16 protein-coding genes and 2 pseudogenes are annotated in these 18809 nt (G+C 62.3%); 13 read left to right on the top strand and 5 right to left on the bottom strand.

Going from position 1 to position 18809, the window contains the following annotated elements:
- A complete protein-coding gene (locus PMM47T1_RS24120; RefSeq protein WP_008373939.1) occupies nt 1-894 on the top strand; it encodes a metal ABC transporter substrate-binding protein in 894 nt (297 codons plus the stop codon).
- Nucleotides 895-958: 64 nt separating this feature from the next.
- Here PMM47T1_RS24120 and PMM47T1_RS24115 read toward each other — a convergent pair whose 3' ends face one another.
- From PMM47T1_RS24115 to PMM47T1_RS24105, 3 genes are all read right to left on the bottom strand, one after another.
- Nucleotides 959-1264, bottom strand: coding sequence for an ArsR/SmtB family transcription factor (locus tag PMM47T1_RS24115; protein WP_008373938.1), 306 nt, complete (start codon nt 1262-1264; stop codon nt 959-961).
- A gap of 60 nt (nt 1265-1324) precedes the next feature.
- The gene (locus PMM47T1_RS24110) at nt 1325-2449 is read right to left on the bottom strand and encodes an alkene reductase (protein WP_008373937.1); all 1125 of its coding nucleotides are present in this window, start codon (nt 2447-2449) and stop codon (nt 1325-1327) included.
- 256 nt (nt 2450-2705) lie between these two features.
- Nucleotides 2706-3068 carry a cupin domain-containing protein gene (locus PMM47T1_RS24105; RefSeq protein WP_008373935.1) on the bottom strand — a complete coding sequence of 121 codons (363 nt, stop codon included), beginning with the start codon at nt 3066-3068 and terminating at the stop codon, nt 2706-2708.
- Nucleotides 3069-3195: 127 nt separating this feature from the next.
- On the opposite strand from PMM47T1_RS24105, the gene PMM47T1_RS24100 reads away from it, so the two are divergent.
- Entirely contained in the window at nt 3196-3996 is an 801-nt protein-coding gene (locus PMM47T1_RS24100; RefSeq protein ID WP_008373933.1) for an AraC family transcriptional regulator, read from the top strand.
- On the opposite strand, the gene PMM47T1_RS24095 is transcribed toward PMM47T1_RS24100, so the two are convergent.
- Nucleotides 3993-4895, bottom strand: a complete 903-nt coding sequence (locus PMM47T1_RS24095) for a helix-turn-helix transcriptional regulator (RefSeq protein ID WP_008373930.1) — start codon at nt 4893-4895, stop codon at nt 3993-3995. The genes PMM47T1_RS24100 and PMM47T1_RS24095 overlap by 4 nt on opposite strands.
- Nucleotides 4896-5487: 592 nt before the next feature.
- Between PMM47T1_RS24095 and PMM47T1_RS24090 the strand changes: the two genes are divergently transcribed.
- The 8 genes from PMM47T1_RS24090 (at nt 5488) to PMM47T1_RS24055 (ending at nt 15562) form a co-directional block, all read left to right on the top strand.
- Nucleotides 5488-6735 (top strand): MFS transporter, encoded by a 1248-nt coding sequence (locus tag PMM47T1_RS24090; RefSeq protein WP_238536657.1) that lies wholly within the window; start codon nt 5488-5490, stop codon nt 6733-6735.
- A gap of 96 nt (nt 6736-6831) precedes the next feature.
- On the top strand, nt 6832-7521 hold the full coding sequence (locus PMM47T1_RS24085; protein ID WP_008373927.1) for a fumarylacetoacetate hydrolase family protein: 690 nt from the start codon (nt 6832-6834) through the stop codon (nt 7519-7521).
- Between the two features lie 33 nt (nt 7522-7554).
- Entirely contained in the window at nt 7555-8319 is a 765-nt protein-coding gene (locus PMM47T1_RS24080) for an SDR family oxidoreductase (RefSeq protein WP_008373926.1), read from the top strand.
- A 31-nt stretch (nt 8320-8350) separates the two neighbouring features.
- Nucleotides 8351-9307, top strand: a complete 957-nt coding sequence (locus tag PMM47T1_RS24075; protein WP_008373925.1) for a 2-hydroxyacid dehydrogenase — start codon at nt 8351-8353, stop codon at nt 9305-9307.
- Between the two features lie 212 nt (nt 9308-9519).
- On the top strand, nt 9520-10659 hold the full coding sequence (locus PMM47T1_RS24070; RefSeq protein WP_008373924.1) for a mandelate racemase/muconate lactonizing enzyme family protein: 1140 nt from the start codon (nt 9520-9522) through the stop codon (nt 10657-10659).
- A 43-nt stretch (nt 10660-10702) separates the two neighbouring features.
- Nucleotides 10703-11992, top strand: coding sequence for an MFS transporter (locus tag PMM47T1_RS24065; RefSeq protein ID WP_008373922.1), 1290 nt, complete (start codon nt 10703-10705; stop codon nt 11990-11992).
- A gap of 389 nt (nt 11993-12381) precedes the next feature.
- The gene (locus PMM47T1_RS24060; protein WP_008373921.1) at nt 12382-14175 is read left to right on the top strand and encodes a DUF1302 domain-containing protein; all 1794 of its coding nucleotides are present in this window, start codon (nt 12382-12384) and stop codon (nt 14173-14175) included.
- 13 nt (nt 14176-14188) lie between these two features.
- Nucleotides 14189-15562 (top strand): DUF1329 domain-containing protein, encoded by a 1374-nt coding sequence (locus PMM47T1_RS24055; protein WP_008373919.1) that lies wholly within the window; start codon nt 14189-14191, stop codon nt 15560-15562.
- Between the two features lie 142 nt (nt 15563-15704).
- On the opposite strand, the gene idi is transcribed toward PMM47T1_RS24055, so the two are convergent.
- Entirely contained in the window at nt 15705-16301 is a 597-nt protein-coding gene (gene idi / locus PMM47T1_RS24050; RefSeq protein ID WP_008373918.1) for an isopentenyl-diphosphate Delta-isomerase, read from the bottom strand.
- Between the two features lie 188 nt (nt 16302-16489).
- On the opposite strand from idi, the pseudogene PMM47T1_RS29305 reads away from it, so the two are divergent.
- From PMM47T1_RS29305 to PMM47T1_RS24040, 3 genes and pseudogenes are all read left to right on the top strand, one after another.
- Nucleotides 16490-16665 (top strand): annotated as a pseudogene (locus tag PMM47T1_RS29305) (IS5/IS1182 family transposase); the annotation flags it as partial.
- Nucleotides 16666-17051: 386 nt separating this feature from the next.
- A pseudogene (tssB, locus tag PMM47T1_RS24045) lies at nt 17052-17607 on the top strand (type VI secretion system contractile sheath small subunit).
- Between the two features lie 217 nt (nt 17608-17824).
- Nucleotides 17825-18809: type VI secretion system Vgr family protein (locus PMM47T1_RS24040; RefSeq protein WP_008373913.1), on the top strand; the 985-nt coding region annotated here is incomplete at its 3' end.

The raw sequence follows: 18809 nt of genomic DNA, 5'->3' as shown, positions 1-18809 counted from the left end.
ATGAAACGCCATTACCTTGCGGCCGCCGCCGTGTTCTCCCTGTCCGCGTTCAGTGCCCTGGCCCAGGCCAAACCACTGGAAACCGTGGCCTCCTTCACCGTGATTGCCGACATGGTGAAGACCGTGGGCGGCGACCACGTGCACGTGACCTCGCTGATCGGCCCAAACGGCGACCCCCATGTGTACGAACCCACCCCGGCCGATGCCCAGGCCCTGCGCCACGCCGACATCACCTTTGTCAGCGGTTTGCACCTGGAAGGGTGGATGGACCGCCTGATCACCGCATCCGGCTATCAGGGTACCCCCGTGGTGTTGTCCACGGGCATCAAGGCCCGCAGCATGGAGGAGGACGGCCAGCAGATCGTCGACCCTCACGCCTGGAACAGCGCCGCCAATGGCGTGGTGTATGTGCGCAACATCGTGGCGGCGCTGAAGCAGGCCGACCCGGCGGATACGGCTCAGTTCCAGGCCAATGGTGATCGCTACATCAAGGAACTGCAGGACCTGGACAGCTACGCCCGCACCCAGGTGCAGGCCATTGCGAAAACCCGGCGCAAGGTGCTGACCTCCCATGACGCGTTCGGCTACTTTGGTGACGCCTATGGCGTGACGTTCCTCTCGCCGCTGGGCTTTTCCACCGAGAACGAAGCATCGGCGGCCGATGTGTCGACGCTGATTCGCCAGATCAAGCGCGAGCACGTCAGCGCCTACTTCTTCGAAAACTCCGGTGACCCGCGTCTGGTCAAGCAGATTGCCGCGGCCACCGGCGCACAGCCCGGCGGCGAACTGTACGTGGAAGCCTTGAGCCCCGCCGACGGTCCGGCGCCCACCTACGCGAAAATGTTCCGCTACAACGTGGATCAACTGGTGGCGGCCATGAAGGCCAGCCATTAACGGCGTTTAGCGCTGCCCCTGACGCAGGCAGTCTCAGGCTGCGTGAGGGGTGTGCGGCGTTACATCAGATCAGCGCGCGCAGTGCCTGCTGGAACGCCTCGATGTTCTGCTCGTGGCGTTTGTAGTAGGTCCACGGCCCGATGCGCTGGGAGGTGACCAGTTGCGCACGCTGCAAGGCCGTGAGGTACAGCGACACGGTGGACTGGGAAAGGTTGGCGCGTGCCTGGATGATGCTCACGCACACGCCAACCTCGTCCGGGTTCACCTGTTGCTCGGGGAAGTGCTTGCTCGGTTCTTTCAGCCAGCCAAGAATCGCCAGGCGGGTCGGGTTGTCGAGTGCCTTGAGGGCTTCGTTGATATCGATGCTCATAAATCACACAGTCGGGTAATCCCGTGATTTTACGACACTTGTGCCTGGCGCGTCAGGGGTTTAAGCGCTGTATGCCGGGTAGTCGGTATAGCCTTGTTCAGTGCCGCCGTACATGCTGGCTGCGTCCACCGGGTTCAGCGCCAGCCCCTGGGCCAGGCGACGGGGCAGGTCAGGGTTGGCAATGAATGGGCGACCGAAGGCGATCAAGTCGGCAAGGCCTGCGTCCAGCACGCGGTTACCGCGCTCGGCAGTGTACTTGCCGGCGTAGATGATGGCGCCGCTGAAGGTCTTGCGCACCACCTGGCGGAAGTCTGCGGGCATTTCCGGGGCGTTGTCCCAATCGGCCTCGGCCACCGACAGGTAGGCAATGCCGATGTCTTCCAGCACCTGAATAGCCTGCAGGTAGGTGTGGCGCGGGTCTTCTTCCACCAGCCCCAGGTACACGCGGGCCTCGTCGGTGGTCTCGAACAGCGGCGAGAAACGCACGCCCAGGCGGTCCTTGCCCACCACGGCGGCGACCGCTTCGGTGACTTCGCGCAGGAACCGCAGGCGGTTGGCCAGCGAACCGCCGTATTCGTCGTCGCGCTGGTTGCTGTGGGCCGAGATGAACTGGTTGATCAGGTAGCCGTTCGCGCAGTGGATTTCCACGCCGTCGAAACCGGCCGCCAGCGCGTTGCGCGCGGCGCTGGCGTACAGCTGCACCAGTTCGGCGATCTCTTCGCGGTCAAGCGCCCGAGGCGTGGACGGTGCACACAGTTCGCCAGTGCCGGCCCCGGTCTCGACGAACACGCTGACGTTGCTGGCGGCGATGGCCGATGGCGCCACCGGGGCGTCGCCATTGGGTTGCAGCGAGGTATGGGAGACACGGCCCACGTGCCACAGCTGGGCGAAGATGACACCGCCTTCAGCGTGCACCGCGTCGGTCACCAGACGCCAGCCGGCCACCTGCTCGGCGCTGTGAATGCCTGGGGTCCAGGCGTAACCCTGGCCGCGTGGTTCGATCTGTGTGCCTTCGGTCACCATGAAACCGGCACTGCTGCGCTGCCGGTAGTAGGTGGCCATCAGCGCGTTGGCAACGTTGCCCGGCTGGCTGCTGCGCGAGCGGGTCAGGGGCGGCAGCACGATGCTGTTTTTCAAGGCGAAGGGGCCAAGGGTGGCGGGGCGAAACAGCGCGCAATCTTTCAAGGAGCACAACCTGTGGGGAAATGAAGGCCCACAGACTAAACTAGATATCGAGATATCGCAATATTAAGATGCCTGCTGCAGCAACGGACTTGTCAGGCGTCGTGGAGCTGCCACCAGGCTGCGAAGGCGCGCACCGCGTGCCCGCGATCGGCGTCACACCGCGCAAGGCCCTGCGGACCTTTCGCAGCCTATCGGCAGCGCTGGAGGGCGCCATCGCAGGCACAAGCTGCCGAAGGCTGCGGCTACAGGGTCGTGGTCAGATCCAGATATCGTTGGCCGCGGTACGCTCGCCGCCCTGGTCGCCCGTGTTGAGCACGCCACGCGGTTCGATCAGCAGCAGTTTTACCTCGTCTTCGGCGCATGGCCGGTGTTCGATGCCCTTGTTCACCACGCACATATCGCCTGCGTTGAGCACCACCACTGCGTCGCGCAGTTCGATGCGCAGGCAGCCTTCGAGGACGATGAACGCTTCGTCGGTGTCGGCGTGACTGTGCCACACGAACTCGCCTTGCAGGCGGGCGATCTTGAATTGGTAGTCGTTCATCTCGGCGATGACCCGGGGCGACCAGTGTTCGCTGAGCAGGCTGAATTTTTGCTGAAAATTGATCGGGGTGGCCATGGTGAGTGTTGCTCCTGTGTGGGATGGGTCACACCTTAATGACCGTGTCCGGCCGCGGTCTTGTATGATCGTGCAGTGTTGCGAGGGCTTCTCGAACACGGCATGGGGTTGATCAGGGAGGTGTCACATGGCTGTCAGTGATTGGGTGCTGCCCGCCGCGCACCCCACGCGGGTGGAGCGCCTTGAAGCGCGCTTTGCCGGCCATGGCTTTACCCCACACCGCCACGACACCTACGCCATCGGTCGCACCCTGGCCGGGGTGCAAAGCTTCAATTACCGGCGCTCGCTGCGCCATAGCCTGCCGGGCGGCACGCTGGTGCTGCACCCCGACGAGGTGCATGACGGCCAGGCGGGCACCGAGGCGGGCTTCCAGTACCGCATGATCTACGTGGAGCCGGCGCTGATCCAGCAGGTGCTGGGCGGCAAGCCCTTGCCGTTCATCGAAGGTGGGCTGTGTGATGACCCGCGTCTGTTTGCAGCCACCCAAGTGTTGTTGGGCGACATGCACAGCGCCATCGACCCGCTGGCCGAGGACGATGCCCTGTTCGAGGTGGCCCAGGCGCTGGCCACCGCAGGCGGGCAGCGGCCTGTGCGCCGCACGCTGGATTTTGTCGCCACGGAGCGTGCGCGGGCGTTCATTCACGCCACCCTGGGCCAGCCCGTCACCCTGCACGACCTTGCCCAGGCCAGCGGCTGCGACCGCTGGAGCCTGTCACGGGATTTTCGCGCCTTGTATGGCACCAGCCCCTACCGCTACATCCTCCAGCGCCGGCTGGACACCGTGCGGCGCGCGTTGCGTGCCGGCAGCTCACTGGTGGATGCGGCGCTGATGGCAGGCTTCCATGACCAGAGCCACATGACGCGCCTGTACACCCAGGCCTTCGGTGTTTCACCAGGGCGGTGGCTGAGAATGCTCGGCAAGGCCTAGGCCTGCTGCTGGCGCCGGTACTGCCCCGGCGGCAAACCATGGATGTGGCGGAAGCGCCGGGAAAAATAGGCCTCGTCGGCAAAGCCGCACAACCGGGCTATTTCGCCCACTGGCTTGAGGGTGTCGAGCAGCAACTGGCGGGCCAGGTGCATGCGCCGTTCCAGCACCAGTTCGCTGAAGCTCTTGCCGATTTCCTTGCGCAGCCAGTGGGTCAGGTAATGGGGCGACAGGTAGGTGGCGGCGGCCACTTTCTTCAGGTCCAGCTCGGGGTCGGCCAGGTGCTTGCGCACGTAGTCCGACATGCGCTTGAGGGCATCGCGACGGCTAACCTGGGCGGCCTTGCCGCTGGCCAGGGCCTTGAGCGGCTCGGCGTATTGGCTGCACACCCCACCAATCAACTGCAACAGCAGGCCCTTGAGCGATTCGCGCATGCCGAACTGGCGATCACGGTCCAGCACGTGCATCTGTTCCAGCAGCGCACACACCTGGGCAAAGGGCCCCGGGTGGAGGATGAAGTCCAGATGCTCCTGGAAACGGAACGGTGCCAGCTCGGGCGCCAGGGCAATGGACACGTCTTCCAGGTCCAGCGGGTCGCACGTGAGGTGCGGCAGCAGGAACGCCTGGGAAAAGTTGATGACCTGGAAGTGCGCGTCCTGCGGGTGCGGGATCACGTGCACCCGGTGCGGCAGGATGAACGCCAGCGCCCGGGACGGGAAGGGCCGTTGCACGTTGCCGATGTGCTGCACCGTGTCGCCGCCCAGGTTCACCTGGATCTGAAAATACTCGTGCCGATGAGGCGCGGTTTCGGCCTTGCGCACGCTTTCGTCGCGAATGTAGAAATCGGGGCGTTCGCTGCGTTGCTGCATGCCGAACGTGGGCACGCGGCTGGAGGACTGCATGGGGGACTCCTGTGGGTCAGCCTTGGGGGCTGCCTGGCTTGTTGTTTTTTCAGCATCGCTGATATCTGGCGCCTGGCAAACAACGCGGACAGCGGTGATGCCTTGGTCCGGGGCATCTCCAGGGTTCGCGGTGTTTTCCCGGCCACACCTCCCTTTGACGCTAATTGTACGATCTCTTTGCTCACTCTGCGTTGCTTCCTGCCATTTGCCAAGTACAAAAATGCCTCGCTGCTCATTGGTAGGCGCGATGGCTCTATTTCAATACTTAAGCTGATTTTGCGCGTGTTTTTATCGCCATTTTTTCCGCGTTTTATTTTTGGACTTTTCACCCCGCCCCCCGCCATCAGTGCAAAAACGTTCTAACCACCCCGTTGATTTTCATCAGTTGTACGATCACCTTGAAGGCGTCCGATTCGACATCTATCAACAATAATTAGAAGGTGTTCGTACCATGCAGACGACTCCCCACGAGTATCTGGCACCCAGCAGCCGGCAGATGCCCAACGTCGACGCCGAGCTGACCGCCGCCCCCACCGAGACGTTTGACCACACCCTCAGCGCCACCCGGCTGCCCACGCGCCGCCGCTGGTTCATGCTGTCGCTGTTGTTGATCGCCACCATCATCAACTACGTGGACCGGGTGAACATTTCCATCGCCGCGCCGTTCATGGCCAAGGACCTGGGCCTGGACAAGATTCAGATGGGCCTGGTGTTCTCCGGCTTCGCCTGGACCTACGCGCTGGCCTTGGTGCCCGCCGGCTTTGTTGCCGATCGCTTCGGTTCGCGGTTCACCTACGGCTTGTCGCTGATCACCTGGTCGGCCGTCACCGTGGGGCAGGGCCTGGCGGGCAGTTTTGCTTCGCTGTTCGGCCTGCGCCTGGCGGTCGGTGCCCTGGAAGCGCCGGCGTTCCCCGCCAACAGCCGCGCCGTGGCGGTGTGGTTTCCCGCCCGCGAGCGTGGCCTGGCCAGCAGCATCTACGTGTGCGGGCAGTATCTGGGCACCGCGCTGTTCACGGGCGCGCTGTTGTGGCTGGCCACCACCTGCGACTGGCGGCACGTGTTCTACAGTACGGGCCTGGTGGGCATCGCTTTCGGTGTCGCCTGGCTTTACCTGTACCGCGACCCGCTGGCCTGCAAGCGCGTCAGCCCAGAGGAATTGAAGTACATCGAGGACGGCGGCGGCCTGGTCAAGAGCAGCGCCCAGCGTACCCGCTTCAGCTGGGGGCAGATCGGTGAGCTGCTCAGCTACCGGCAAATCTGGGCCATTTGCATCGGCAAGTTCGCCAGTACCTCGGCGCTGTACTTCTTCCTGACCTGGTTCCCCACCTACCTGATCGAAGAACGCCACCTGACCATGATCAAGGTCGGCATCTTCGCCATCATGCCGTTCCTGGGTGCCACCGTGGGCATCCTGCTGGCCGGGATTGTCTCGGACTGGCTGATTCGCCGTGGCCACTCCATGTCGTTCGCCCGCAAGCTGCCATTGGTGGTGGGCTCGATGCTGGGCATGTCCATCGTGCTGGTGAATTTCACCGACTCCAACGTGGTGTGCATTGCCGTGCTGACCACCGCGTTCTTCGCCCAGGGCATTGCCTCGGCGTCGTGGGCTGCGGTGTCGGAAGTGGCGCCCAAGGAACTGATCGGCCTGACCGGCGGCATCACCAGCCTGGCGGCCAACATCGGCGGCATCATCACCCCCATCGTCATCGGCGGCATCGTCCATTTCACTGGCTCGTTTGCCTACGCGTTCTGGTTCATCGGCGCGGTGGCGCTGTGCGGCACGCTGTCGTATTCGCTGTTGTTGGGGCGCCTGTACCGCATCCAACTGCGCACCCGTTAAACACCGGTTACTCCAAATCAACGCCGGTTTCCTCCAACTTTTTCAGCCTCCAGCGCCGTACGCTTGAGGCATGACGTACACGCCATGAGGGTTGCCATGAGTCATTACGTATTTGCCCCCGACGCGGGTGTCACCCTGGACGTGCAGGGCAGCGAGGCGCGTTTTCCGGTGAACCGGGTGTTCTGCCTGGGCCGCAATTACCCTTGGGGCGACGCCCAGGACGCAGTGCGCCAGGCGCCGATGTTCTTCATGAAGCCGGCCACCGCCGTGGTGCAGGCGCAGGGTGAACTGGTGTACCCGCCGTTGACTGAAGAGTTCTGCCATGAGATTGAACTGGTGGTGGCCATCGGCACCGAGGGCAGCGACATTCCCGAAGCCTGTGCCCTGGAGCATGTGTGGGGCTACGCTGCCGGCCTGGACCTGACCCGGCGCGACCTGCAAATGGCCGCCAAGGCCGCCGGCCAACCGTGGGAAGCGGCCAAGGCCTTTGATGGCTCGGCGCCAATCACTGCGGTGGTACCGGTGAGCCTCATCGGCCACCCGCAGCAGGGTGCGGTGTGGTTGCAGGTGAACGGTGTGGAGCGCCAGCGTTCCAGCCTGGACGCGCAGATCTGGTCGGTGGCGCAAATCATCAGTCGCCTGTCGCAGTCCATTCGCCTGCGCGCCGGTGACCTGATCATGACCGGCACGCCGCCGGGCGTGGGGGCCCTGCAGCCGGGCGATGTGATCAACGCGGGCATCGACGGCATCGGTCAATTGGACGTGCGCGTGGGCGCGCGTCGTTAAGGCTTTTCACTTATTACTCAAGGAGCAACAACAATGACCACAACAACTGCTCGCAAAGTAGCCCTGGTGACTGGCGCCGGCAGCGGCATTGGCCGCTCCGTGGCCCTGGGCCTGCTGGCCGACGGCTTTACCCTGGTGCTGGCCGGCCGCCGCGCCGAACCGTTGCAGGAACTGGTGGAAACGGCGCGCGCCAATGGCGGCGAAGCTCTGGCGGTGCCGACCGACGTGCGTGACCCAGCCAGCGTTGACGCACTGTTTGCCACCGTGGAAGAGGTGTACGGCCGCCTCGACGTGATTTTCAACAACGCCGGGGTCAACACCCCGGCGGTGCCCATCGACGAACTGGCCGTGGACCAGTGGCTGAACGTCATCAACACCAACCTGACCGGCGTGTTCCTGTGCAGCCGCGGGGCGTTCGGCCTGATGCGCCGGCAGCAGCCCCAGGGCGGGCGCATCATCAACAACGGTTCGATATCGGCCCACGCGCCACGGCCGTTCAGTGCCTCGTACACCTCCAGCAAGCACGCGGTGCTGGGCCTGACCAAGAGCCTGGCGCTCGACGGCCGCGAATTCAATATCGCCTGCAGCCAGATCGACATCGGCAACGCCTTGACCGAACTGTCGGTGCGCATGACCAAGGGCGTGCGCCAGGCCAATGGTGAAATCGCCGTGGAGCCCATGGTGGACGTGCAGCACATCGCCGACGCGGTGCGCTACATCGCCGGCCTGCCGCTGTCGGCCAACGTACTGAACATGACCGTGATGGCCACCAACATGCCTTTCGTCGGTCGCGGCTGAGCCGTCCGCCCCTTTTGCTGTCGAGGTCTACATGAAACCCCATGTCCTGCAACTGAGCCCTATCCTCATCCCGGAAGTTCGCGAGCAACTGGCGAGCCTGTTCACCGTGCATCCCTACTACCAGCAAACCGACAAAGCCGCCTACCTGCGTGAGGTAGGCGCGCAGATCCGTGGCGTGATCACCGGCGGGCATACCGGTATCACCCGCCAGGTGATGGAGCAGTTGCCCAACCTTGAAGTGGTGGCGGTAAATGGCGTGGGTACCGATGCGGTGGACCTGGCCTATGCCCGCGACCGTGGCATCGTGGTGACCGCCACCCTGGGCGCGCTGACCGAAGACGTCGCCGACCTGGCCATGGGCTTGTTGATTGCCGCCTGCCGCGGCTTGTGCACCAGCGACCGCTACGTGCGCAGCGGCCAATGGCCCCACAGTGCCACGCCGTTGGCGCCTTTGCCCCTGGCGCGCCAGGTCAGTGGCATGCGCGTGGGCATTGTCGGCCTGGGCCGGGTAGGGCGCGCGGTGGCCACCCGCGCCGCCGCGTTCGGTTGCCCCATCAGCTACACCGATTTGCAAGCCATGGGCGACGTGCCTTATACCTTCGTCGCCGACCTGGTGGAACTGGCCCGCCAGAGCGACGCCTTGATTATCGCGGCCGCCGCCGACAAGGCCGAAGGCATCATTGATGCGCGCGTCCTGGCGGCGCTGGGCGAGGGTGGCTACCTCATCAACGTGGCGCGCGGCAAGCTGGTCAATGAAGCGGACCTGGTGGCCGCCTTGCAGGCCGGAACCTTGGCCGGCGCGGGCCTTGACGTGTTCGTCGATGAACCAAACGTGCCCGAGGCGTTGTTCAGCCGTGAAGACGTGGTGCTGCAACCGCACCGCGCCAGCGCCACGGTGCAGACCCGCACGCGGATGGGTGAGATGGTGGTGGCCAGCCTGGTGGATACGTTTGCGGGGAAACGGGCAGTGGGGTGTGTGACGGGGTGAGGGGTAGGGCGGTGGGCGTTTGGAGGGATTTCACCGTGGGGTCCAAGCGCATGCCGATGTTTCTTCGGCGTCCATGACAGCGCGCGCCGCGCGGGCGGCGCACGGTGTCATGAACGCCACAACCCCGAAGCGAACAGCCAAAACCCCCTGTCATTTATTGGTGTTGTACGATAACGTATATCTACAACAAGATAAGACGGGCCCCCACCCCTGTGAACATCCAGCACATAGAACTCATCCGCCTCAGCATTCCCTTCAGCGCCGGCACCGTCCAGCGCCAGACCGTAGGCCAGGCTCAGGACGACGACGCCTTCAACGCCGCCTCGCCACGCCATCGGCGCATGGAAAGCCTGATGATCAAGGTCACCACCGACAGTGGTCAGGTCGGCTGGGGCGAGGCGTTTGGCCATGGCGCCAATCCTGCCACTGTCACGGCCTTGCAGGCCATGGTGGCGCCGCTGTTCATCGGCACCGCGTGTGATCAGCACCTGCGCACCCTGGAAACCGCGCGCCGCGCGCTGCATGGCTTTGGCAGCACGGGCCCGGTGATGTACGCGCTGTCGGGCATCGACATGGCCCTGTGGGACCTGGCCGCCCAGGCCGCCGGCAAACCGTTGTATGACTACCTGGGCGGTCAGCCCCGAGCGCTGGAGCTGTACGCCAGCCTGGTCAGCTACGGCGGCGACCCCGACGAAGTGTTCCGCCAGGTGCGCCGCGCCCGCGACCAGGGCTTTCGCAAGATCAAACTGCATGAAACCCGCTACGAAGCCATCGCTGCCGCCCGCGAAGCGCTGCCGGCCACCGACGGCGAGCTGATGGTGGACGTCAATTGCCCCTGGTCGGTGGCGCAGGCGTGCGACATGGCCGAGCGCTTGCGCACGCTGGACCTGACTTGGCTGGAGGAACCGGTGTGGCCGCCGGATGATGCCCATGGCCTGGCGCGCGTGCGGCAGGCTGGGGTGCCCCTGTCGGCAGGTGAAAACGCCGCCGGGGTCAACGGGTTGCGCGCGTTGTTCGAACAGGGCGCCATCGACGTGGCCCAGCCCAGCGTTGCCAAGGTCGGCGGCATCACGGCCATGCTGCAGGTGTTTGAACTGGCCCGCGAATACGGCGTGAAGGTGGTGCCGCACTGTTTCTACTTCGGCCCGGGGCTGTTGGCGGTGGCGCACCTGTGCACGCTGTTGCCCGCCGATGTGGCGGTGGAAGTGCCCTTTATCGAGTTCGAGCGCCTGCTGTACCCGGCGCTGGATTTCAAGCCGCGCCTGACCCTGGCCGCCGTGCCGGGGCTGGGCTTTGCGCCCGACCAGGAGGTCATCGAGCGTTACTGCATCGAACGCGTGCTGATCAGCTGAGCGCGGCACGCCATATCTTCATCACAATAAAGGCCATATAAAAATGAAAGGCACCTATCGCTGGCGCATCGCCGGGCTGCTGTTCTTCGCCGGCATGCTCAACTACCTGGACCGCGCCGCACTGTCGGTGGTGGCGCCGTTGCTCAAGGGCGAACTGCACATTGACGACGCGCAGATGGGCTTTATTTTCAGCAGCTTTTTCATCGGCTACTGCGCGCTGTGCTTCGTCGGCGGCTGGGCTGCCGACACTTACGGGCCCAAGCGCGTGTTTGCCTGGGCGGCGGGCACCTGGTCGATTTTCTGCGGGCTGACCGCGTTGATCACCGGCTACCTGCAACTGCTGGTGTTCCGCGTGTTCTTCGGCATGGGCGAGGGTCCCATGGGTACTACCACCAACAAGGCCATCACCCACTGGTTCCCTCGTGAGGAAGCCGGCCGCGCGCTGGGCCTGACCAACTGCGGGCAGCCCCTGGGCGCGGCGGTGGCGGGGCCGATCGTGGGGCTGGTGGCGTTGAATTTCGGCTGGCGGGTATCGTTCGTGGTCATCGCCATCCTGGGTGGGCTGTGGCTGGCCGCGTGGTTGCTGATATTCCGTGACTCGCCCGAGCAGCACCCGCGGGTCAGCGAGGCCGAGCGTGAGCTGATCCGCAGCAGCCGCGCAGAACCTGTGATCGAGGGTGTGAAGGAAGGCCGCAGCCTGGCCAGCTACCTGTTCTCCGCTCCTGTGCTGGCGGTGGCCACGGCGTTCTTCTGTTTCAACTACGTGCTGTATTTCTTCCTGACCTGGTTGCCCAGCTACCTGATGGACTTCCAGCACCTGGACATCAAAAGCATGAGCATCATTGGTGTGATCCCCTGGCTGGGCGCGGCAGTGGGCTTTCTGGGCGGTGGCATACTGACCGACCTGCTGGGCAAGAAACTCGGCAGCGTGATTCGCGCCCGCAAGATCATGCTGGTGCTGGGCCTGGGCGTCGCCGCGGCCTGCGTGCTGTTGACCACCCGCGTGGCCTCGCTGCCTATGGCGGTGCTGTGCATCACCGTGTCCAGCGTGTTTCTGTTCGTGACCCCGCAGATCTGCTGGGCGCTGATTCAGGACATCGTGCCGAAAAACCGGGTGGGCGGCACTGGCGGCTTCGTGCACCTGCTGGCCAACATCGCCGGTATCATCGCGCCTTCGCTCACTGGCCTGATCGTGCAATACGGTGGTGGCTACAACGTGGCCTTTGTGGTGGCTGCCGCCGTCTGCGCCTTGGGCGTGCTGGTGGTGGTCGCGGCGGTGAAGGGGCCGGGTGGCGCAGGGCCTCAGGCCCGTCACGTTCCGCGTCACGCGTGAGCACCATAGCCGGTACAGACACATGCTATTTGGTGATACAGCCTGCATTACGTCGTGAATATCACAGCCCGCTTACAGCGGGCTTTTGATTATGGGGCGCCATAAGCCACCGGCATTGCCCCGTTGTACCCCTCGCAATTGGCGGTGCTGAAAGGATTTAACCCGCCAAGCAATATCCGTACCCAGGCCCGGCGCCATGGGCCTGCGGCCCTCAAGGTCAATTTGACAGTATCGGATATGGCACATAGATTGTTGGCAAGGTGTTTCACTTGCTTGCAGTCAAACTACCTTCCGCATCTTAGCTGTCCTTCACGGTATAAAAAAATGCATCACCGGGCGTTTGCGCGGGCGCTGCAACAATAATGTGGGGATTCACCAGGGAGCGCCAAATGATAACAAAAATAAGGTTCGCGGGTTTTTCATCAACTATTGTGGCGATCGTGGCGGGGTGTGCAGTCAGCCTTGATGCCCAGGCGGTGAATTTCAATATTGGCGAAGTCGAGGGGCAGTTCGATTCGTCCCTGTCGATTGGCGCCAGTTGGAGTACCCAAAGCCCATCGCAAAAACTGATTGGTTCGGCCAACGGTGGTCATGGGTTTACCCAAACCAACGATGACGGGCGCTTGAACTTCGAGAAAGGCGAGACTTTCTCCAAGATTTTCAAGGGTATACACGACCTGGAATTGAAATACGATAATTTTGGCATTTTTACTCGCGCCAAGTATTGGTATGACTTCGAACTTCAGGACGAGAACCAGGACTTCAAGAACGTCAGTAACGACCATCGTCAGGAAGCGGCAAAGTCTTCCGGCATCGAGATGCTTGACGCTTTCGCCTATTACAACTACCAGGTAGCAGACAAGCCTGGAAGTGTTCGTTTGGGTAAACAGGTGGTCAGTTGGGGGGAAAGTACATTTATTGGTGGCGGTATCAACTCCATCAACCCTATTGATGTATCGGCCTTTCGCCGACCCGGTGCGGAAATCAAGGAAGGCCTGATTCCGGTCAACATGCTGTATGTGTCCCAGGGCCTGACCGACAAACTGTCCGCCGAGGCGTTCTACCAGCTGGGCTGGGACAACACCATCCTCGACAACTGCGGCACCTTCTTCTCCTCCACCGACGTGGCCGCCAAGGGTTGCCGCAACAACTACACCATTCTCGATGCGCCGACGGTGAATGCGTTGAACCAGCCTGGCACCAAGGCTGCGCTGGCCTCGCTGGGGGTAAACGTCACGCCTGAAGGCCTGATCGTGCCGCGTGGCTCCGACGACGATGCGCGTGACTCCGGGCAGTGGGGCCTGGCCCTGCGCTGGCTGGGGGACGACACCGAGTACGGTGCGTACGTGATGAACTATCACAGCCGCACCCCTTACGTGAGCGTGAAAAACGCGAGCGCTGCGGACATCGGCCGGGCACTCACCACGCCAGCCTTGGCGCAGCCCATCCTGCTGGGGCGCGGCAGCTACTTCCTCGACTACCCCGAGGACATCCGCCTGTACGGCCTGAGCTTTGCCACCACGCTGCCGGAAGGCACCGCGTGGAGCGGCGAGGTCAGCTACCGGCCGAACATGCCGCTGCAACTCAACACCACCGATGTGACCACGTTGCTGGCCAGCTCGGTGGCCACCGCAGCGGCCACCGGCGGCGCGGCAGCGGCCTTGGCCGAGGCCAACCAGGTCAACGATGGGTATGTGCGCAAGCCGGTCACCCAAGTGCAGACCACCTTCACCCACTTCTTTGATCAGGTGATGGGCGCCCAGCGCCTGACGCTGGTGGGCGAAGTGGGCATGGACCATGTGTCCGGGGTCAGCGATATCGCTGGCGACCGCTTTGGCCGTGACGCCGTGTTCGGCATTCCCGAAAACGCCGCCGCCGACGCCGAGTACGGCTCGGGCGGGTTTTACACCACCACCTCGTGGGGCTACCGCGCCCGGGCGATCTGGGACTACGCCAACGCCATCGCCGGCATCAACCTGAAGCCCAATATTGCCTGGTCCCATGACGTGCACGGCTATGGGCCGGTGTTCAACGAAGGGGTCAAGGCCGTGAGCCTGGGGCTGGATGCCGACTACCAGAACACCTACACCGCCAGCCTCAACTACACCAACTTCTTTGGTGGCGATTACAACACCGTGTCTGACCGCGACTTCATCGCCCTCAGCTTCGGCGTGAACTTCTAAGGTGGGGAACCTCATGATGATTGGCAAGCAGGCAATGCAATGCGCCGCCCTGGCCCTGAGCCTGGTGGCAGTGAACGTGATGGCGGCCGTGAGCGCCGACCAGGTGGCCAAGCTGGGTACCAGCCTGACGCCCCTGGGCGGTGAGAAGGCCGGCAACAAGGAAGGCACTATCCCGGCCTGGGATGGCGGCCTGAAAACCGACGCTGCACCGGTGACCAGCAATGGCTTCCTGGGCGACCCCTATGCCGGCGAGAAACCGCTGTTTACCATTACTGCCCAGAACATGAGCCAATACCAGGCCAAGCTCTCGGCCGGGGAAATCGCGATGTTCAAGCGCTATCCCGACACGTTCAAGATTCCGGTGTACACCACCCACCGGAGCGTCTCGGTGCCGGCCAACGTCGCCGCCGCGGCGAAAACCAGCGCGGCCAAGGTCAACTTGGTGGCGGACGGCAACGGCCTGGAGAACTTCGACCAAAGCCGCTTCTACGCGTTTCCCATCCCGCAGAACGGCCTGGAGGTGATCTGGAACCACATCACCCGCTACCGTGGTGGCAACCTCAGCCGTATCTATACCCAGGCCGCGCCGCAGACCAATGGCTCCTACAGCCTGGTGCAGTTGAAGGATCAGGTGGGCTTCCCCGACCAGATGCCTGGCATAGACCCACAGGAAGCGCAGAACGCGCTGCTGTACTTCAAGCAGGAAGTGACCGCGCCGGCACGCCTGGCCGGTGACGTGCTGCTGGTGCATGACTCGCTGAACCAGATCAAGCAACCGCGCGAAGCCTGGGTCTACAGCGCTGGCCAGCGCCGCGTGCGGCGTGCGCCGCAGGTAGCCTATGACGGTCCGGGCACGGCGTCGGACGGCATGCGTACCTCGGACAACTTCGACATGTTCAACGGCGCGCCGGACCGCTATGACTGGAAGCTGATCGGCAAGCAGGAGATGTACATCCCGTACAACAACTTCCGCCTGGCGCTGCCGACGGTCAAGTACGACGACATCCTCAAGGCCGGGCACACCAACCAGGACCTGGCCCGCTATGAGTTGCATCGCGTGTGGGTGGTGGAAGCGACCCTCAAGCCCAGCGCGCGCAACATCTACGGCAAGCGCACCTTCTATGTGGACGAGGACAGCTGGAACATTGCCATGTCGGACCTGTATGACGGCCGCGGGCAAATGTGGCGTGTAGGCCAGGCAATGCTGATGCCGTATTACACTCGCCAGGTGCAGGCCGAAGCGTTCGAGGCATTGTTTGACTTGCAGAACGGCCGCTACATCGCCACCGGCATGAGCAACGAAGAACGCAGTTTCGTGCAGTTCGACCTCAAGAGCTCGCCGGCCGACTTCACGCCGAACGCCCTGCGCAGCGCCGGCACCCGCTGACCCCTCCCACCGCGTGCCGCCCGGCACGCGGTTCCCCCCCCAGCGCCAAGCCCTGTAGAAGGCTGCATCTTGCGACGCGGTGTGCCAGGCATTGCGCTGCGGCAACGACGCGGCTTGCACCGCTGCTACAGGACAAAAGAGGTCAGGGCAGGGGGGCAAACACCTCGGCATGCTCGCGACGCACCCGCTGCCATTCGCTCTTGAACCAGGGGGTGAAGGTGTGTGGCCGGGCGGCCATTTCCGCGTCCAGCGCCTGGGGGGACAGGTAGCGCAGCGCCGATACTTCATTGAGGTTGAGCACCGGTAGGTCGTCGCAGCGGCCCGCGTACACCCAGCACAGCTCGTTTTCGGCGCCATGGGCGTCGAATTGGGCCTGATACTGAAACTTGAACAGGAAACTGAAGTTGCAACGCATGCCCAGCTCTTCTTCCAGGCGGCGGCTTATGGCCACCTCCAGAGCTTCGCCGCGGCGCGGATGGCTGCAACAGGTATTGGACCAGTAGCCTGGCCACAGGCGCTTGCCGGCAGCGCGCTGTTGCACCAGCAATTCGCCCTGGTGGTTGAACACCAGCAGCGAAAAGGCGCGGTGCAAAACGCCCTGGCCCTCGTGGGCCGACGCCTTGTCGAGAAAACCTATTTCGCGGTCCTGTTCGTCTACCAACACCAGCGGTTCGTCGTTGAACGATACGACACTGCGTGAATGCCGCCATGGGCGACCTTCCGGTTCCGGAGTGGTCAAGGTCAACCTCCTGAGCCCATCAACGCCTCTCACTATAGTGCACAATGTTGCGCGTGCGGCGCGCCGGTCGATCATCGGCACCGCCGTTCATTCAGCCTAGGGCGCCGCTGCAAAAATAGCCAACAGCCCTTAGCCTTGGCACACTGAGCACCTTCAACCACCCCCTCTGGCGTGGGCCTGTCACGGGCGTGCAGAAGACCTTCTCCGAACGCGATACACTGGCAAGAAAAAGCAGACTCGTCGCAACCGCGTCTTCGCCGACCTTGAACGGCTGGTGCCCTGGGCGCAACTCGAGGCGCAAGTGGCTCCTTTCTATAGCGACACCACAGGCAAGCGCGGGCGCCCGGCGATCGGGTTGTCGCGCAAAGGCAGCGCGCTGTTCCGGGTCAAGCGCAAGATCGAATACGCCGGGCGCAACTGGGTTAATTGTTCAGCGCCTCCCTAGTGCCGCTGCATGTACAGGCGCTCTGATCTCGATCTAAAAGTGCATTGAATATGGCATTTCATTGCCGTGCTGATCAATATCAGACAAATCTCAGAGGCTTTAGGAAAAATCCTACATACAAAACAAAATTCATAAGGATTCAAGGCGCTTGAATATTTATTGGTTGTTTTTATGCTTGTGAGCTGACTAGAATCCCCACTCTGCAATTTTCTACTCTGCGGTACGCCAAGTATTATTTTTTCTCTGAGCTACTTGGTTTTTGTGATGGGGTTTTTCCGTCTCGTAGAATTGTGTCTGGAGGACTTATGGCATCAAACAGCTTTCAAAATGAAGTGCCCAAGGCGCGGGTCAACATCAAGCTTGACTTACACGCCGGTGGCGCCCAGAAGAAAATTGAATTGCCACTTTAAGCTGGTGGTGATGGGTGATGACAACAACGGTAAAGAACAGCGTCCGTTGTCTGAAAGAATCAAGGTTGGTATTAATAAAAACAACTTCGACAGCGTGCTGGCAGCGTTCTCTCCGAGCCTGAAACTGGCGGTTGAAAATACCTTGGCCGATGGCAACGTTGACACCGCTGTCGCGTTGAGTTTCCAGGGCCTGAAAGACTTCGAGCCTGACCAAGTGGCGCGGCAGATTCTGCAGCTGCGAGCCCTGCTGGCGATGCGCAACCTACTGCGTGACCTCAAATCCAATCTGTTGGACAACGCGACCTTCCGCCACGGGTTGGAACGCATCCTCAAGGACGACGCGCTGAGTGACGAACTCATCATTTGCCCGATTGTAGTTGTGGTAAGCGTTCCTGCTGATTTTGTGGTGGATACATTGTTGGTTCCTTTTGATTGCGCGAATGCGAATTGAAAGTGAATAAAAACGGATGGAAAAACGCAGGAAGTGATGGGTAGTTATATAGCTCACGTTCAGCCTGGTCATTTGATCAAAGAATCATTGAAGTTGCAGAGGGCGGCCACATGTTCGAAGTGATATATCGCGAGCCGGTTAGTACCCCAGTCTTGTTTTTGAAAGAAAGCCAGGTGCTACCCAAGCACGACGGTCCGTGGTCATGGAGGCCCTGAACATGCTCAATCAACTGCGCACCTTTTTTGATCACAGCCGTCACACACTGAGTGTTCGCGACATTGACGCACGGCTTGATGTCCTGGCTTTCGAGGGCAAAGAAGCCCTGAGCCAACCGTTCAACTACCGCGTGGAATTCACCTGCGTCGACAGCGATATCGGCGCCGAAAAAATCCTCGGTCAGGACGCCAGTTTCAGCCTGCACGGTGCACCGCACAACCTGCCTTTCTTGGGCCTGAGTGCGCCCATGGTCAAGCCGCTACGCACGCTGCACGGTGTGGTTACTGGATTTAAACGGCTGTCTGGCTCCGTCGATGAAGCCCGTTACGAAATCACCCTGGAACCGCACCTGGCCTTGCTTGGCCAAGGCCGGCAATTTCGGATCTACCAACACCAGTCAGTGCCGCAGATCGTCGAAAGCATCCTGCGCAGCCGCCACGACTTCGAAGGCCAGGACTTTCTATTCAACCTGGTACGTGAATACCCCAAGCGCGAGCAGGTCATGCAGTACGGCGAAAGCGACCTGGCCTTCATCTCCCGCCTGCTGGCCGAGGTGGGCATCTGGTACCGCTTTACCTGCGACGAACGCCTGAAAATCGATGTAGTGGAGTTCCACGATGACCAGCGTCACTACCAATTCGACGTCGCACTGGCGTATCGCCCGCAATCAGGGCTGAGCAGCAGCGGGCAAGACGGGGCGTGGAGCCTGCAATCGAGCCATCACGTGGTGGAGCAGCACGTCAACATCCGTGCCTACCATCACCGCGTCGCCAATGCTCACCTGAACGGCGACATCGATCAAACCCGTGGTGCCAGTACCACCTACGGCGAGGCCTATCACTACGCTGAACCGTACACCGTACTGGGCGACCCTTATGCCCATGACGAAGACCTGCAAAGCGAAAGCGGTTTTTTCTATGCACGCCTGCGTCACGAGCGTTATCTCAACCGCCAGACTCAACTCAGTGGCATCAGCAGCAGTGCGA

Origin of the sequence: Pseudomonas sp. M47T1 (genome assembly GCF_000263855.1) — a bacterium.
Taxonomy (GTDB): Bacteria; Pseudomonadota; Gammaproteobacteria; order Pseudomonadales; family Pseudomonadaceae; genus Aquipseudomonas.
Note: the sequence above shows the minus strand (reverse complement) of the source record. Positions and strands in the feature narration are given on the sequence as shown.

What these genes read in the sequence shown, in the direction of transcription:
- PMM47T1_RS24120 (WP_008373939.1), top strand. Translation starts at nt 1, where the DNA reads ATGAAACGCCATTACCTTGCGGCCGCCGCCGTGTTCTCCCTGTCCGCG.
- PMM47T1_RS24115 (WP_008373938.1), bottom strand. Translation starts at nt 1,264, where the DNA reads ATGAGCATCGATATCAACGAAGCCCTCAAGGCACTCGACAACCCGACC.
- PMM47T1_RS24105 (WP_008373935.1), bottom strand. Translation starts at nt 3,068, where the DNA reads ATGGCCACCCCGATCAATTTTCAGCAAAAATTCAGCCTGCTCAGCGAA.
- PMM47T1_RS24100 (WP_008373933.1), top strand. Translation starts at nt 3,196, where the DNA reads ATGGCTGTCAGTGATTGGGTGCTGCCCGCCGCGCACCCCACGCGGGTG.
- PMM47T1_RS24095 (WP_008373930.1), bottom strand. Translation starts at nt 4,895, where the DNA reads ATGCAGTCCTCCAGCCGCGTGCCCACGTTCGGCATGCAGCAACGCAGC.
- PMM47T1_RS24090 (WP_238536657.1), top strand. Translation starts at nt 5,488, where the DNA reads ATGCTGTCGCTGTTGTTGATCGCCACCATCATCAACTACGTGGACCGG.
- PMM47T1_RS24085 (WP_008373927.1), top strand. Translation starts at nt 6,832, where the DNA reads ATGAGTCATTACGTATTTGCCCCCGACGCGGGTGTCACCCTGGACGTG.
- PMM47T1_RS24080 (WP_008373926.1), top strand. Translation starts at nt 7,555, where the DNA reads ATGACCACAACAACTGCTCGCAAAGTAGCCCTGGTGACTGGCGCCGGC.
- PMM47T1_RS24075 (WP_008373925.1), top strand. Translation starts at nt 8,351, where the DNA reads ATGAAACCCCATGTCCTGCAACTGAGCCCTATCCTCATCCCGGAAGTT.
- PMM47T1_RS24065 (WP_008373922.1), top strand. Translation starts at nt 10,703, where the DNA reads ATGAAAGGCACCTATCGCTGGCGCATCGCCGGGCTGCTGTTCTTCGCC.
- PMM47T1_RS24060 (WP_008373921.1), top strand. Translation starts at nt 12,382, where the DNA reads ATGATAACAAAAATAAGGTTCGCGGGTTTTTCATCAACTATTGTGGCG.
- PMM47T1_RS24055 (WP_008373919.1), top strand. Translation starts at nt 14,189, where the DNA reads ATGATGATTGGCAAGCAGGCAATGCAATGCGCCGCCCTGGCCCTGAGC.